Below are 15,541 nucleotides of genomic sequence, written 5' to 3'. Positions count from 1 at the left end.
CCCCGCAAGAGGGCCGCAGGAGGCAGGCATGTTCGCAGGTATGGTCATCAGGGCCGTTGCCCTCGCCGCCGGGCTGACCGGTGCGGTGGGGTTCTCGCAGTTCCCCGAATTCACGCAGCAATACGTCCAGCGCCTCGGTGGCGCGGTCGACGAGCTGTCGCGGCTGATCCGCGACTTCGACGCGGATGCGGCGGAGCTGGGTCTTGGCCGCGACACCGCGCTCGACCAGCTCGCCACCGGCGGCGATTTCGGCGCCTCCCGCGCCGAGCGCATGGCCGAGACCATCGCCCGCCACGACCGGCTGGCCGCGGATCTCGAGGCGCTTGCGGGCAGCGGCGCCTTCCAGCGCGTGGCACTGGCCCGGCATTTCGGAGACCCGGAGATCATGGAGCGGACGTGGCAGGCCTATCGCCCGGCGGTGCCCACGACGCCCGAGGGGCTGGCCTTTGCCGGGGTGGGCTTCGTCAGCGGCTGGCTGGCGCTGACCTTCGTGCTGTCGCTTCTGGCGCTGCCCTTCCGCCCGCGCCGCAGGAAGCGGGCCGCGGCCCGGCGCCGTGAGCCGGTGCTGAGCCGCCCAGTGCCCCGTCATCGGTGCGGAACGCCGCTGCGCGCCGTGAGGGGCTCTGCCCCCGCCGCGCGTTCCGCGCGTCTCCCCCGGGATATTTGAGGCCAAAGGAAGGGCAGGGGCCGTTCCCGGGTGGGCAGGGCTGCCTTTTTCGGTCGGGATGCAGGCCGGGGGCGGCCCGGGCAGGCGGTCAGACCGCGGCCTGGACCTCGGCCACGATGCCGTCGACGACCTGTGCCAGCAGCGCCTCGTCCTCGCACTCGGCCATCACGCGGATCAGCGGCTCGGTGCCGGACTTGCGGATCAGCAGCCGGCCCTTGCCGGTGAGCGCGGCCTCGGCCTCGGCGATGGCGCCCTGTACGGAGGCGGCCTCGAGCGGGGCCTTGTCGGCGCCGAAGCGGACGTTCTTCAGCAGCTGCGGCACCGGCGCGAAGTTGCGCGCAAGGTCCGAGGCGGGCTGGCCGGTGCGCACCATCTCGCAGAGGAACTGAAGCCCCGCCATCAGACCGTCGCCGGTGGTGGCGTAATCGGTCATCACGATGTGCCCGGACTGCTCGCCGCCAAGGTTCCAGCCATGCGCACGCATCGCCTCGACGACGTAGCGGTCGCCGACCTTGGTGCGCTGGAGCCGCAGCCCCCGCGATTCGAGGAAGCGCTCGAGCCCGAGGTTCGACATCACGGTCGCGACCAGCGTGCCCTCGTGCAGGCGCTGCTCCTCGGCCCAGCGGGCGGCCATCAGCGCCATGATCTGGTCGCCGTCGGCGATGGTGCCGGTCTCGTCGATGAGGATGATGCGGTCGGCATCGCCGTCGAGGCAGATGCCGACGTCAGCGCCATGGGCCACCACCGCCTCGGCGGCGGCCTGCGGCCTGGTCGAGCCGCAGTTGGCGTTGATGTTGAGGCCGTTGGGCGAGGTGCCCACGGGGATCACGTCGGCGCCGAGCTCCCACAGGACCTCCGGGGCGGTGCGGTAGGCGGCGCCGTTGGCGCAGTCCACCACCACCTTCATCCCGTCGAGCCGCATGCCGTGGGGCAGGGTGGATTTCACCCGCTCCATGTAGCGGAAGCGGCCATCGTCGATGCGCTTGGCGCGGCCGATGTTGTGGGCCTGCGCCGGCTGCACGCCGGCCTCGACCAGCGCCTCGATCTCGGCCTCGACCTCGTCCGAGAGCTTGAACCCGTCGGGGCCGAAGAACTTGATGCCGTTGTCGTCTGCCGGGTTGTGGCTGGCCGAGATCATGATGCCCAGATCGGCGCGCATCGCCGGTGTCAGCAGCCCCACCGCGGGGGTGGGGACCGGGCCCAGCAGCAGCACGCTCATGCCGGTCGAGGTCAGGCCCGCGGTCAGCGCGTTCTCGAACATGTAGCCCGAGAGCCGGGTGTCCTTGCCGATCACCACCCGGTGCACCCCGGCGCGTTCGCGGCGGAAGTAGCGGCCGGCGGCGGCGCCGATCATCAGCGCCATCTCGGCGGTCATCGGAAAGGCGTTGGCGGTGCCGCGCACCCCGTCGGTCCCGAAAAGCTTACGCGTCATCTTTGCCTCCCTGCTCGACGGCCTGCCACAGCGCGAGCGCCTGGCGGGTTGCGGCCACGTCGTGAACCCTGATGATCTGGATGCCCTGCGCGATCCCGGCGAGCGCCACGGCGATGGAGCCCGGCGCGCGTGACGCGGGCTCGGGGGCGCGTCCGATGCGCCCGATGAAGCCCTTGCGGGACACGCCCAGCAGCACCGGACAGCCAATCCCGTGGAACAGCGAGAGCCCGTTCAGCAGCGCGAGGTTGTGCGCCTGCGTCTTGCCGAAGCCGATGCCCGGGTCGACGATGATCTTGCCGCGGGCCAGGCCCTGCGCCTCGAGCATGTCGACCTGCCGCTCAAGGAAATCGTAGATGTCGAGCAGCACGTTCTCGTAGACCGGATCGTCCTGCATGGTCTCGGGGTCGCCCTGCGAATGCATGACGCAGACCGGCAGGCCGTTCTCGACGCAGTAGCCGGCCAGCGCCGGATCGTGGGTCAGGCCCGAGACGTCGTTGACGATGGAGGCGCCGGCGCGCACCGCGGCGCGGGCGACCTTGGCCTTGCGGGTGTCGATCGAGATCGGCACGCCCGCCAGCGCGCGGATCACCGGCTCGGTGCGGGCGATCTCCTCGCCGCTCGGCACCTCGGGGGCGCCGGGGCGGGTGCTTTCGCCGCCGATGTCGAGAATGTCGGCACCCTCGTTGATCAGCCGCCGTCCGCGCAGGGCCGCCTCGGCGGCGTTGCGGTCGCTGCCGCCGTCCGAGAAGCTGTCGGGGGTGACGTTGAGGATGCCCATGATCTGGGCCCGGTCCATCGGCAGGCCGAGCAGCGACGGCCGCCGCGCGGTGAGACGGGCCAGCGCCTCGGGCGGAACCTCGGTCGCGGCAAGCCGGGTCACGCTGCCGTCGCGCCGGTGCCGGGCGACGTGGGTGAACCAGCGGGGACCCCCGGCGAGCGACAGCGCCGTGTCGGGACGGGGGAAATCGGATCGAACCAGGGGGCGATAATAATCACGCATACCGGGTCTGTAGCCCTGCCGCTGCCTCCTTGGCAAGCGGGCGCGGTCCTACCCGTTTCCGAGTGTTACGGTGCGGACCGGGACGGTGACCTCGGCGGGCGGCGTTTCGCCGATGGCGACCAGCTCGCAGGCCTCGACCAGCCCGGCGAACCAGGCCGCAAGCGCCACGGAATCCCGCGGCTGCGTGGACGGGCCCTGCGTCGCGTCGAGCACGATCTTCGACGGCGCCCAGACGCAGATCTGGCCGTTCCTCACCGCCCAGTCGAGCTCGGTCCGGGTGGCGACGACCTTGCAACGCGGGTCGCGCGCGGCGAGCAGCCAGCCGTTCTGCTCGATGGCGAGCAGGTCGACGCGGCGCTGTGCCAGCGGGTGCGAGGCTTGTGGACGCGCCACGTCGGGGAGACCGACGCATAGGATCAGCGGCGCGGGCTCCGAGGCGTAGCGGTCGATCCAGCCCGGCAGCTCGTCCGAGGCGATGGCCTCGTTCGAGAGGTACAGCACGCGCGGATGCGGGCGCGGCTGCGCCACTTCCTGCAGGTGCTTGCCATAGTCGCCACGGGTTCGGACGATCTCGACGCCAAGCGCGCCGGGCCCGCGGTCGAGCTTCTCGATGCGGACGAAGGCGCGCATCGCCTGCGGCTCGAGCAGGATGCGCTCGGCGATGCGTTCGGCCAGCGTCTCGAGCAGGTTCACCCGCTCGGCGGCGAGCTCGATGCCGATCGCCTCGGTCACCCGGTCGTAGGACAGGATGCGGTCGACGTCGTCGTCGAGCGGGCCGCCGGCGGGGGTGACCTCGACCACGATGTCGAAGCGGATGCGCTGGGTGTGGCCGCGTTCGGCCTGGAAGGCGCCGATCTCGACCTCGCGTACGTGCTCGCGCAGGCTGATCCGGTCGCGCGGGGCCTCTCCCTCGGTGGCGATGGCGCGCTCCGACGGATGTGCAAAGGCGAGGCGGATTTCATTGGCCATGGCAGGGTCCCCCGGCGCGGATCGGCAAGTGTCTGTTTCCCGGGGCCGGCACAAGGCCGAAGCTGCCGGACGGGCCCTGCTGGCGTCTGCCGAAGACCCCTGCGCCCGCCCGCCGTCGCGGAGCGTGTCGCTGCCTATAGCGCAGGCAGAGCACTTGCGCGAGGGCCGGAAGCGGCACTTCCCGGCCCTCGTGCGGCGTCAGTTGCTGCTGACCCGGTAACCGGCGCGGTAGAAGAAGTGGTCGCCGATCGACGCGGTCTTGGTGAACTTGCGCGACCACGAGGGGCGCACCGCGTGGGTATGGTAGAAGGTCGCGCCGTTGGTCAGCGCCCGGGGCGCGCCCGAGAGCATCGCCTTGGCGACCTTGGCGACCCGGTCCCATGCGGCGGGCTCGCTGATGTGCTCGGGCAGGCCGTCGCAGGTGTAGGTGAACTGGCAGGCGTACTTGCGCCCGGTGCCCTGGTTGATCACGCCGCAGACCGAGTTCGGAAAGCGTGGCGAGTCGACCCGGTTCAGGATCACCTCGGCGACGGCGAACTGGCCTTTCAGCGATTCGCCGCGTGCCTCGAAATAGAGCGCCTCGGCCAGGCACTGGAATTGCGCACCGCCGCTTGCCTCGGGTTGACTTGCGAGCCAGGCCCTGTCGTAGTTGAACCCACGCACGGCACCGGTCGAGACCGGGGTAATCAAGCCGTTGAGATGGGCCTGTTGGGCGGACTTCAATCCGCGTTGTTCCAACCGGACCAGGCGGCGGATGTTATCCTGTTTCACTTCGGCAGCCGCAGGCACGGCTACGGAAAGCGCTGCAAGCGCTATCACGATAGCTTTGATCATCTGTCCCTCAGTTACGTCCCAGGTGCGGCTGCCCCAAACCGCTCAAAACCCGGGCGTCTTTAATAAAAATGTGACTATGGGTCCAGCAGACGAAAAATGAACCGGCAGAATCCGGCTCAAATTTACCACTAACCTACAATATGAAGTGGGTGAGAGGTGAGGGGCTACCCCATCTTGTCCTGAATGGCGAGTTGTGCTGCAGCCAGCCTTGCTACCGGAACGCGAAACGGCGAGCAGCTCACGTAGTCGATTCCGACGCTGCGGCAGAAGGCAATCGATTCGGGGTTCCCTCCGTGCTCGCCGCAGACCGACAGCATGACGCCGCCATTGCCCTGCCGGCCGCGTCGGACACCGATGCGGATGAGCTCACCCACGCCCTCGGCATCGAGCCGGTGGAAGGGATCCTCGGGGAAGACGCCCTGCTGCACGTAGTCCGACATGAACCGGCCCGCGTCGTCGCGCGAGAGCCCGTAGGTCATCTGCGTCAGGTCGTTGGTGCCGAAAGAGAGGAAATGCGCGTGCTGCGCAATCTCGTCGGCGCGCAGACAGGCGCGCGGGGTCTCGACCATGACGCCGAGCGAGTAGTCGAAGTCGCGCCCGCGCTCATGGCGCACGGCGGCGGCCACCGCGTCGATGCGCGAACGCACCAGCTCGACCTCGCGGCAGGCAGAGACCAGCGGCAGCATGATCTCGGGCACCACCGGCGCCCCATCGCGTGAGGCCTCGAGCGTCGCCTCGAAGATGGCGCGGGCCTGCATGTCGTAGATCTCGGGCACCGCGATGCCGAGACGCACGCCGCGCATCCCCAGCATCGGGTTGTATTCGCCCATGCTCTCGACCCGGCGGGTGACGTCCGAAACCGGCAGGTCCAGCGCCTCGGCCAGATCGCGCATCCCGGCGCGGTCCGAGGGCAGGAATTCATGCAGCGGCGGGTCGAAGAGCCGGATGCAGACGGGCATCCCCTCCATGATGCGGAAAAGCTCGATGAAATCGGCGCGCTGCATCGGCAGCAGCCGGGCCAGTGCCGCCTTCCGGTCGTCGGGGCTGTCGGCGAAGATCATCTCGCGCATCGGCGTGATGCGCTCGGCCTCGAAGAACATGTGCTCGGTCCGGCACAGCCCGATGCCCTGTGCCGCGAAGTTGCGCGCGGTGGTGGCGTCGGCGGGGGTGTCGGCGTTGGCACGGATGCCGATGTCGCGCTCGGCGTCAGCCCAGGACATGAAGGTCTGGAAGGCGTCGTCGAGCGCCGCCTCGATGGTCTTGGGCGCACCGGCGAGGATCTGTCCCGAGCTGCCGTCGACGGTGATGATGTCGCCTTCGCGGAAGCGGCGGCCGTCCTCGGCCAGCAAGAGCTTGTCGTGCAGGCGGAAGCCCATGCGCACCGCGCCCACCACGCAGGGCAGGCCGAGCCCGCGCCCGATCACCGCCGCGTGGCTGGTTATGCCGCCGCGCTCGGTCAGCACGGCCACGGCGGCGTGCATGCCGCGCACGTCCTCGGGCGAGGTCTCGCGCCGGACGAGGACGCAGGGCTCGCCGCGCGCGGCACTGGCTTGCGCCTCGGACGAGGAGAACACGATGCGCCCCGTTGCGGCCCCGGGCGAGGCCGCGACGCCGCGCCCGAGCACGTCACGCTCGGCCTCGGGGTCGATCTGGCGGTGCAGCAGTTCGGAAAGGCCGCGGGGCTCGACCCGCATCACCGCTTCCTGCCGCGAGATGATTCCCTCTTCGGCCAGCCGCACGGCGATGCGCAGGGCGGCCCGGGCGCTGCGCTTGACGCGCACGCCGTCGAGGATGTGCACGCTGCCGTTCTCGAGCGTGAACTCGATCTGCATTTCGGCGCGGAGCTTTTCCCGCATGAAGGCGGCGTATTGCTTGAGCTGTTCGAAGGCCTCCGGCGCAATCTCCTCGAGCGAGGGGCCGCGCGGATCGCATTCGAGGAACAGCGACTTCTGCCCGCGCTGCAGGGCCTCGCGGCCCTGGCTCTGGCTCAGGTAGCGGCCGGTGATCTGCGGCAGCCCGGTCTCGGAGTTGACCAGCTGCAGCACGCCCGAGCCGCATTCGCCGATGCCGAGCCCCAGCGCCATCTGCTGCACGATAAGCCCGAGCCCCGCATCGACCGGCGCCCCCTTGGCCTGGCGCAGAAGCCGTGCGGTGGTGCCGTCCCAGGCGCGCGCCATCGAGCGCAGCACCTCGGCAAGCTGCCGCGCTGGATCCTGCGGGAAGGGCTCTTCCGCCTCTTCCTCGTAGCAGCGCAGCGCCTCGCTCAGCCCGTCCTGACCAGTGCCGTCGATTTCCTCGAACACGTCGGGATCGAGCCGCGCCACGTGGATCGCGTAGGCCATGACGAAGCGCTGGTAGAGCGACGACGCGGCATCGGCACCGATACTGTCGGAAAGCTCGACATAGGCGGCGTCGTTCATGCCGATATTGAGCACCGAGCCGGGGCCGCCCCAGTCCGGATCCTCGGACGAGGGCCGCACGCAGAGCAGGGCGCCGCGCGGGAATTCGGCGAGGATGCGGTCGATGTCGGGCATCGCGCCGCGGGCGATCCTGTGCACCGTGTCGAAGCGTAGCGCCACCGTGCGCGGCACCGGCATGTCGAGCCGCACCAGCCGTTGCAGACACTTCGCCCGGCCCCCGTGCGTCGGCGTCGAAATCGGCGCCGAGGGGGTGATGAGCGTGACCTCCGGGTCCTGGTCCTGTCGAAGCGTGTCTGGCACGGGGATTCCTGATTTTTCCGCACTGCAGCATAACGCAAAAAGGCTGTGCGTAATATCACCTTTAGTTGCGAAGCCGAGGTTAATACCGCTGGCGGGGCCGCGCAATTGTTGCGCGCCCCTTCACCCGTTACGCGAGTTTGTGTCGCCAAATTCCCGTAAACACGGGGGGCTCCGGCGACTCCCGCGTTAGCCTTCGACCCGGGTGAGGTCGGCGACCTGAAGGCAGGTGTGGCGGATTCGCGACAGCAGGTTGAGCCGGTTGCGGCGCACCACGGCGTTCTCGGCGTTCACCTGCACCGCCTCGAAGAAGGCGTCGATGGGCCCGCGCAGCGCGGCCATCGCCGTCATCGCGGCAGCGAACTCCTCGGAGGCCATCGCCGGCTTGATGCTGGCATCGGCGGTGTCGAGCGCCGCGAAGAGCGCCTTCTCCTCCTCGGTCTCGGCGAACTTGACGTCTGCCCCGAAGCTGTATTCGACGCCGTCCTTCTCCTCGGCCTGGGTGAGGATGTTGTTCGCGCGCTTGAACCCCTGCACGAGGTTCGCCCCGTCCTCGGTGTTCAGCACCTCCATCAGCGCCCGCGCGCGGGCTACCACCAGCGCGAGGTCGTCGCGGTTCGGCATCGCCAGCACGGCGTCGATGACATCGTGGCGGATGCCCTCGTCGCGGAGGTAGACCTTGAGCCGGTCGTGGAAGAACGCCACGAGGTCGTCGCTGACGTCCGGCGCGTGGTTCTCGACCACCGGCAGCCACGAGGGCGCATCCGACCTGGCCTGTTCGATGATCGTCCGCGCGGCCGAGCCGAAGACGCCGTGGTGCGCGATCTCGCTCAGCAGGTCGTCGAGCATGGCGGCATCCTTGTTGCCGTCGGTGGTGATCTGGTGACGCAGCAGCTGGGCATCGACCAGCCGGTCGAGATGCAGCCGCAACCCGTTCGCCAGCACAAGACGGATCACCCCGAGCGCGGCGCGGCGCAGGGCGTAGGGGTCCTTGGAGCCGGTGGGCTTCTCGTCGATGGCCCAGAAGCCGGTCAGCGTGTCGAGCTTGTCGGCCAACGCCACGGCGACCGAGACCGGCGCGGTGGGCACGTCATCCGACGGCCCGAGCGGCGAGTAGTGTTCCTGGCAGGCCGCGGCCACCTCTGCGGGAAGGCCCGCGGCCTCGGCGTAATAGCGGCCCATAAGCCCCTGAAGCTCGGGGAATTCGTAGACCATTTCCGACGACAGGTCGGCCTTGGCCACCCGCGCGGCCTGCTCGGCTAGGCCGGCATCGGCGCCAACCATGGGCGCGATCTCGCGCGCCAGTGCCGCGATGCGGTCGATGCGGTCCTTCTGGCTGCCCAGCTTGTTGTGGAAGGTCACGTTGGCCAGCCGCGCGGTCCAGGCCTCGAGCCCGTCCTGCTTCGCCACCCGCAGGTCGTTCTCCCAGAAGAACTTGGCGTCGGACAGACGGGCCGAGAGCACCTTGTCGTTGCCCGCGAGGATGGTCGCGCCGTCATCGGCGGTTTCCACATTTGCAACCGTTACGAAGCCCTCGATGCGCCCGGAGGCCGGATTCTTGACGGAAAAGAACTTCTGGTGCTCTTTCATCGAGGTCTGCAGAACCTCCGGCGGCAGATCGAGGAAATCCTCGCCGATCTTGCCCATGAGCACCACCGGCCACTCCACCAGCCCCGAGACCTCGGCCAGCAGGCCACGATCCTCGACCACCTCCAGCCCGGCCGCGAAGGCGCGGTTGGTGGCATCGTGCCAGATCGTCTGGGCCCGCTCCTCGGGCGACAGGATCACCTTCGAGCGCTTGAGCTTCGTCTCGTAATCCTCGAAGGACGTGACCTCGAAGGGCGCGCCGCCCATGAAGCGGTGACCCTGCGTAATCTTGCCGGCCCAGATGCCGTCGATCTCGAGCGGCACCACCTCGGAGCCGGCCTCGGTGGTCAGCACGCAGAGGATGCGGTGCAGCGGGCGCACCCAGCGCAGGCTGCCGGCGCCCCAGCGCATCGACTTGGGCCAGGGGAAGTTGCGCACCGTGGTCTCAAGCACCTCGGCCACGATCTCGGCGGCGGGGCGACCGGGCTTCTCGATCACCGCGTAGAGCACGGCCCCCTTCTTGTCCTCGCGCACCTCGCATTGCTCGCGGGTGACGCCGGCGCCGCGCAGGAAGCCCTCGATGGCCTTCTCCGGCGCGTCGACCTTGGGGCCGCGGCGCTCTTCGCGGGTGGCGGGTGAGGCGGCAAGCAGCCCTTCGACCGCCAGCGTCAGCCGGCGCGGGGTCGAGAAGGCGGCGGCGCCCGCGTAGGTGAGGCCCGCCTCGACGAGGCCGTTGGTGACCAGCTTCTTCAGGTCCTCCGCGGCGCGGGCCTGCATGCGGGCGGGAATTTCCTCGGAGAAGAGTTCGATCAGAAGGTCGGGCATGGTCTCACCAAAGCATCTGCCCGCGCCGGAAGGGGCGCGGGCTGTTGTTCGCTTGGCTGGATAACGGGATGGACGGCGGAGGTCCAGCGATTAGGCCGATCGCCTCAGGTGGTGGCCTCGCGCAGCTTGCCCTCGGCCTTGAGCCTGGCGCGGCGCGCCAGCGTCATCACGTCCGTGCCCGAGCGGCGCGGGACGATGCGATAGGCGGCTTCGATGAAGTTCTCGATGGCAAATCCGATGAGCCCGATGGCCACGGCACCCAGAAGGATGCGTCCGAAGGCGAGTGAACGGATCTGGTCGAGCGCGGTGCCGACACCGCCGGCCTGGCCCGGGTTGTGGGTGATCCCGGCGTAGACGATGGAGGCGCCGATGATGGCGATGACCACGCCCTCGGCCACGAGGCCGAACTTCATCAGCGGATCGAGCTTGCGCGCCAGCGGCGTCACGCGGATGTCTTCCTTGTACTTCTCCTTGATGCCCTTGTGGGCGTAATAGATGCCCGCCCCGATGGTCGCGAGACCGGCCGCGATCACGAGGTAGGGGCCCCAGGGCATCGCCATCAGCTTCTGGGTTGCGCTCTGCGCGCCGTCACCGCCGGAGTTGCCGCGCAGCGCCATGGTGGCGACCGAAACGCCGATGGCACCGTGGATCAGCCCGGTGATCACCTGGCCGGCCCGCGCCACGATGCCCTTGAGCTCGCTGCCGTAGCACTCGAGGTCCATCCAGGCGTCGATCAGCCGCCAGATCGTGTAGCAGATCAGCCCGAGCGCGATGGCAAGCAGCAGCGGCACGCCCCAGGGCTCTCCCTTCAGCTGGGCGAGCGCGTCGGTGGTGCCTTCGGCCTGGCCGCCGCGCCAGGCGGCGAACAGGGCGAGCCCCCCCACCACGGTGTAGACGGCGCCTCGGGCGGCGTAGCCGGCGCGCATTGCGGGAACGACCCAGGCAGGGGCTTTGTCGGACATGGCGTGTCTCCTCGGTTGCAGACAGAGCGCGCCAGACCCCGTTCTGGTTCCATCGACAAACGCCAGGCGCCCCCGCACCACCCATGGCCAAAGACAAAACCCCGAGCCCCACCAGACCCTTGCCTCAGGCAGCAAGCGCGGCCTTCATCTTCATCTTGCCAGGTAAACTCCGGGGGTGTCTCCGCAGGAGACGGGGGCAGCGCCCCCTCGACCCTCGCCGCCTGCACGACACCCGGTCCCTGCCGCCAGAACCATCGCGCAGCGAGATCCGGAACCGCCGGGGCGCGGGCGATGAGCACTGCAGGCAGCGGATCACCCAGGCCGAACCGCCCGCGTGACGGCGGCGCCGAAGGCTCCCGCAGCATCAGTCTCGCGGCGGACAATCCTCGCCGAGCGGCGTGCCGTCATAGGCCTTGTCGCCGCATTCATTGATCTCTTCCCAGACGTAGCCGCGGCCATCCTCGGCCACCGCCACCACCCGGTCGATGCCGAACTCGATGTTGCGCTGGGCGACGTAGACATGGGCCTCGCCGGTCTCGATCATCCGCCCGATCTCCTCGGCGTCGAAGCACGAGAACCAGAAGGGCGCGTTGCGCGGCTCGCCATCCCCGTAGCGCTCGAAGCGCTCGTCGAGCGCCTGCGGTCGCTCCGGCGTGGTGAAGCAGGCGCGGTAGCGGATGGGCGAGCTGGTGGCGTCGATGCCCTCGAACCCGGCATAGGCGATGTGCTCGGGCGCGCCGCCATCGAGGGGCGTCAGGAAAACCTGCCCGGCGTCGTCCTCGACCGCGGCATAGTAGTAGTAGACCTGGAAATAGTAGACACCGGCGCCGAAGAGCAGGGCGCTGACGACGATGGCGATGGCGAGGATCTTTCCGCTCATACTGCCATTCCTCCTTGGAATGCGGGCTTTGCCGGGTCCGCCCCGTGTGCTAGGCCGGGGTGGGCTGCACAGGGACAGATATGGATACGGCGTTTCTTATCAAGTTCCTGGGGGCGATCTTCGCGATCATGAACCCGTTCGTGAACCTGCCGATGTTCCTGAGCCTCACCGACGGCATGAGCCTCGCCGAGCAGCGCGGCGCGGCGCTGCGCACGGTGACCTACAGCGGCGCACTCTGCGCGGTGGTGGCGGTGGCGGGCACGGCGATCCTCGGCTTTTTCGGGATCAGCGTCGACGACTTCCGCGTCGCGGGCGGGCTGGTGCTGATGATCATCGGGCTCGGCATGCTGAACGGCAGCGCCGGCAGCGCCCATCACGGCACCAGTGCCGAGCGCGCGCAGCAGGACCCCGAGAGCGATCCGTCCTTCTACCCGCTGGCCTTCCCGATCCTCGTGGGGCCGGGCACCATCACCACCATCGTGGTCTTCACCGGGCAGGCCAAGGGCATGGGCGACCATCTCGCCATCGCGCTGGCGCTGGCCGGTGTGCTGGTTTCGCTCGGCGTGGTGATGTTCTTCGCCGCCAGCATCGGCCGCTATCTGTCGCAGACCCTGCGCGTGGTGATGATCCGGATCATGGGCATGATTCTCGCCGCCATCGCGGTCGAGATGATCGCGAGCGGCCTCAAGGCGCTGCTGCCGGGGCTGGCCTGACGAGGCCATGCCGCCGGGCGCCGCGCCTGAGGGGCGCCCGCGCATCAGGCGGCGTAACCGCCGGCCTCGGTCGTCACGAAGGCATCGGCACAGCGCTTCGCCAGCGCCCGGACGCGGCCGATATAGGCCTGCCGCTCGGTGACCGAGATCACGCCGCGGGCGTCGAGCAGGTTGAAGAGGTGCGAGGCCTTGATGCACTGGTCATAGGCTGGGTGGGCCATGACGATGCGCTTGCCGGTCTTGGCGTCCTCGGCGGGCGTGTCGAGGATGCGCTGGCACTCGGCCTCGGCGTCCTCGAAATGCTTCAGGAGCATCTCGGTGTCGGCCACGTCGAAGTTCCAGCGCGAGTATTCCTGCTCGGTCTGGCGGAAAATGTCGCCGTAGCTCAGCGCGATGGGCGTCTGCGGGTCGTTGAACGGCATGTCCATCACGTGGTCGATGCCGAGCACGTACATGGCCAGACGCTCGAGCCCGTAGGTCAGTTCGCCCGAGACCGGGGTGCAGTCGTGACCGCCGACCTGCTGGAAATAGGTGAACTGCGACACTTCCATGCCGTCGCACCAGACCTCCCAGCCAAGGCCCCATGCGCCCAGCGTCGGGCTTTCCCAGTCGTCCTCGACGAAGCGCACGTCATGCACCGACATGTCGATGCCGATGGCCTCCAGCGAGCCGAGGTACAGGTCCTGCAGGTCCGGCGGCGACGGTTTGATCAGCACCTGGAACTGGTAGTAGTGCTGCAGCCGGTTCGGGTTCTCGCCGTAGCGCCCGTCGGTCGGCCGGCGCGAGGGCTGGACATAGGCCGCAGCCCAGGGCCTGGACCCCAGCGCCCGCAGCGTGGTGGCGGGGTGGAAGGTGCCGGCGCCGACCTCCATGTCGTAGGGTTGCAGCACCGCGCAGCCCTTCGAGGCCCAGTAGGTCTGAAGCCGCAGGATGATCTCCTGGAAACTCCTCGGTTTGGTGCCGGTGTCGAACATCGCATCTGCCCTGTCTTGAAGCTGGGGCCTTGATTATGCGCCACAGCCGCAGGGGTCAATCGCGGGGCTGACCATATTTTGAGGTGACGGCACAGCCCGATTTGCTACACAGACCGCCAGAGCCAACAAGAATTTCACGGCCTGAGGGGCACTAGCGAGTATGATGAGATCCTTTCTTCTGGGGAGCGCGACGGCGCTGCTGATCGCGGGCGGCGCGTTTGCACAAGGTACCGGACAGGAGCTTGTCTACATCCAGATCGAAGCGCAGCCGAGCCTCACGCAGGCGGAAGCGGCGCTGCGCGGCTATGCCACGCGGCTCGACAATGTGAACGGATTCTCTCTGGGCAGCGGCTGGTACGGCATCGCGCTTGGCCCCTATGCGCCCGACAGCGCCGGGGCGCTCCTGCGCGAGCTGCGGCTGACCGGGATCATCCCGCGCGACAGCTACCTCGCCTCGAGCTCCGAGTATCGCGACCAGTTCTGGCCGGTGGGGGCGGGCCTTTCGACCGCGCAGCCGGTGCCGCAGGCGCCCGACACGGGTCTTTCGCCCGACACCGGCACGCCCGAGGTGGTCACCCGTCCCGAAATCGCCGAGGAAACCCCGCGGCAGGCCCGCGCCAGCGAGGCGCTGCTCTCGCGCGGCGAGCGCGAGCTGCTGCAGGTCGCGCTGCAATGGTCGGGGCATTACAATGCCGCCATCGACGGAGCCTTCGGCGCCGGCACCCGCAACGCCATGGCCGAATGGCAGGCCGCCAACGGCTACCAGGTCACCGGCGTGCTGACCTCGGCGCAGCGCGCGGACCTCATCGGCGCCTACAACGCCGTGCTCGAGGGGCTCGACATGGCCCGGGTCAGCGACAGCCGCGCCGGGATCGAGATCGAGATGCCGACCGGCGTCGTGTCCTTCGACCGCTATGAGGCGCCCTTCGCGCTCTACGAGCCGAGCGGCGACCTGCAGGCGCGCGTGCTGCTGATCAGCCAGCCGGGCGACCGCAAGACCCTCGCCGGGCTCTACGAGATCATGCAGACGCTCGAGATCGTGCCGCCCACCGGCCCGCGCGAGCGCGGCCGCGACAGCTTCAGCATCACCGGGCAGAACGTCCGCATCGTCAGCCACACCGAGGTCGCGCTGCGCGAGGGTCACATCAAGGGCTGGACCCTGATCTGGCCCGCCGGCGACGAAGAGCGGCGCGAGCGGGTGTCGGCGATGATGAAGGCCTCCTTCGCCACGACGGCGGCTGTGCTCGACCCGGCCTCGGTCACCGACGAGGGCCAGGCGGTGGATCTCGTCTCCGGTCTGAAGATCCGCCAGCCCATCGCCACGGTCTCGGGCTTCTTCGTCGATGCCGGCGGGGCGGTGGTGACCTCGGCCGAGGCAGTGGCCTCCTGCGGGCGGATCACGCTTGACGACATCTACGACGCCTCGGTGGCGGCCACCGACGCCGAGCTCGGCGTCGCGGTGCTGCGGCCCGAGCAGGCGCTGGCCCCGCGCGGCGTCGCCAACCTGCGCAGCGGCACGCCGCGTCTGAAGACCGAGATCGCCGTGGCGGGCTACCCGTTCGGCGGCGTGCTCAGCGCGCCGACCCTGACCTATGGCTCGCTCGAGGATTCGCGCGGCCTCGGCGGCGAAGAGACGCTGGCCCGGGTGGCGCTCGCCGCACAGCCCGGCGATGCGGGCGGCCCGGTACTCGACGCCGGCGGTGCGGTGCTCGGCATGTTGCTGCCCGAGGCGCAGGGCGCGCGGCAGCTGCCCGCGGGCGTGGCGCTTGCCGCCGACGCCGATGCGCTGAAGGCCTTCCTCGACGCGTCCGGTGTGCGCAGCTCCGGCACCGCCGGGCAGGACATGCTGGCGCCCGAGGATCTGGCGGCGGCGGCCACCAAGATGACCGTGAAGGTGAGCTGCTGGGACTGATCCGGGCGCGGTCCGACGTTCCTTCATCCGGATCGCAGACCTTCCAGACCCCGGTGCCTTTCGTGAGGC

12 protein-coding genes are annotated in these 15,541 nt (G+C 69.3%); 3 read left to right on the top strand and 9 right to left on the bottom strand.

The window, feature by feature from the left end; translation table 11 throughout:
* The first annotated feature begins 28 nt into the window (after positions 1 to 28).
* On the top strand, positions 29 to 667 hold the full coding sequence (locus BLQ77_RS01090) for a DUF2937 family protein (protein ID WP_089954386.1): 639 nt from the start codon (positions 29 to 31) through the stop codon (positions 665 to 667).
* 88 nt (positions 668 to 755) lie between these two features.
* Here the strand turns inward: BLQ77_RS01090 and glmM are convergent, their stop codons facing one another.
* The 8 genes from glmM to BLQ77_RS01050 form a co-directional block, all read right to left on the bottom strand.
* Entirely contained in the window at positions 756 to 2,099 is a 1,344-nt protein-coding gene (gene glmM / locus BLQ77_RS01085) for a phosphoglucosamine mutase (protein WP_089954383.1), read from the bottom strand.
* Positions 2,089 to 3,099, bottom strand: coding sequence for a dihydropteroate synthase (folP, locus tag BLQ77_RS01080; protein WP_089954379.1), 1,011 nt, complete (start codon positions 3,097 to 3,099; stop codon positions 2,089 to 2,091). Before folP ends, glmM begins: the two co-directional genes overlap by 11 nt.
* 48 nt (positions 3,100 to 3,147) lie before the next feature.
* A complete protein-coding gene (locus tag BLQ77_RS01075) occupies positions 3,148 to 4,068 on the bottom strand; it encodes a dihydroneopterin aldolase (protein WP_008885544.1) in 921 nt (306 codons plus the stop codon).
* A 198-nt stretch (positions 4,069 to 4,266) separates the two neighbouring features.
* A complete protein-coding gene (locus BLQ77_RS01070; RefSeq protein WP_040383859.1) occupies positions 4,267 to 4,902 on the bottom strand; it encodes a cell wall hydrolase in 636 nt (211 codons plus the stop codon).
* 164 nt (positions 4,903 to 5,066) lie between these two features.
* Positions 5,067 to 7,622 (bottom strand): putative PEP-binding protein, encoded by a 2,556-nt coding sequence (locus BLQ77_RS01065; protein ID WP_089954376.1) that lies wholly within the window; start codon positions 7,620 to 7,622, stop codon positions 5,067 to 5,069.
* 186 nt (positions 7,623 to 7,808) lie between these two features.
* Positions 7,809 to 10,031: a glycine--tRNA ligase subunit beta gene (gene glyS, locus BLQ77_RS01060; protein WP_089954374.1), complete on the bottom strand. Its 2,223-nt coding sequence runs from the start codon at positions 10,029 to 10,031 to the stop codon at positions 7,809 to 7,811.
* Between the two features lie 104 nt (positions 10,032 to 10,135).
* Positions 10,136 to 10,993 carry a DUF1206 domain-containing protein gene (locus tag BLQ77_RS01055; protein WP_089954372.1) on the bottom strand — a complete coding sequence of 286 codons (858 nt, stop codon included), beginning with the start codon at positions 10,991 to 10,993 and terminating at the stop codon, positions 10,136 to 10,138.
* Between the two features lie 364 nt (positions 10,994 to 11,357).
* Positions 11,358 to 11,873, bottom strand: coding sequence for a DUF6446 family protein (locus BLQ77_RS01050; RefSeq protein WP_089954370.1), 516 nt, complete (start codon positions 11,871 to 11,873; stop codon positions 11,358 to 11,360).
* An 80-nt stretch (positions 11,874 to 11,953) separates the two neighbouring features.
* Between BLQ77_RS01050 and BLQ77_RS01045 the strand changes: the two genes are divergently transcribed.
* Positions 11,954 to 12,586, top strand: coding sequence for a MarC family protein (locus BLQ77_RS01045; RefSeq protein WP_089954367.1), 633 nt, complete (start codon positions 11,954 to 11,956; stop codon positions 12,584 to 12,586).
* 44 nt (positions 12,587 to 12,630) lie between these two features.
* On the opposite strand, the gene BLQ77_RS01040 is transcribed toward BLQ77_RS01045, so the two are convergent.
* A complete protein-coding gene (locus tag BLQ77_RS01040) occupies positions 12,631 to 13,560 on the bottom strand; it encodes a glycine--tRNA ligase subunit alpha (protein WP_008885474.1) in 930 nt (309 codons plus the stop codon).
* 160 nt (positions 13,561 to 13,720) lie between these two features.
* Here BLQ77_RS01040 and BLQ77_RS01035 point away from each other — a divergent pair, with 160 nt between their 5' ends.
* Positions 13,721 to 15,472, top strand: a complete 1,752-nt coding sequence (locus BLQ77_RS01035) for a serine protease (RefSeq protein WP_089954364.1) — start codon at positions 13,721 to 13,723, stop codon at positions 15,470 to 15,472.
* The last annotated feature ends 69 nt before the right edge of the window (positions 15,473 to 15,541 follow it).

This window comes from Salipiger thiooxidans, from assembly GCF_900102075.1.
In the GTDB taxonomy this organism is placed as follows: Bacteria; Pseudomonadota; Alphaproteobacteria; order Rhodobacterales; family Rhodobacteraceae; genus Salipiger; species Salipiger thiooxidans.
The sequence above is the reverse complement of the archived record's forward strand: the minus strand, read 5'-3'. Positions and strand labels throughout refer to the sequence as shown.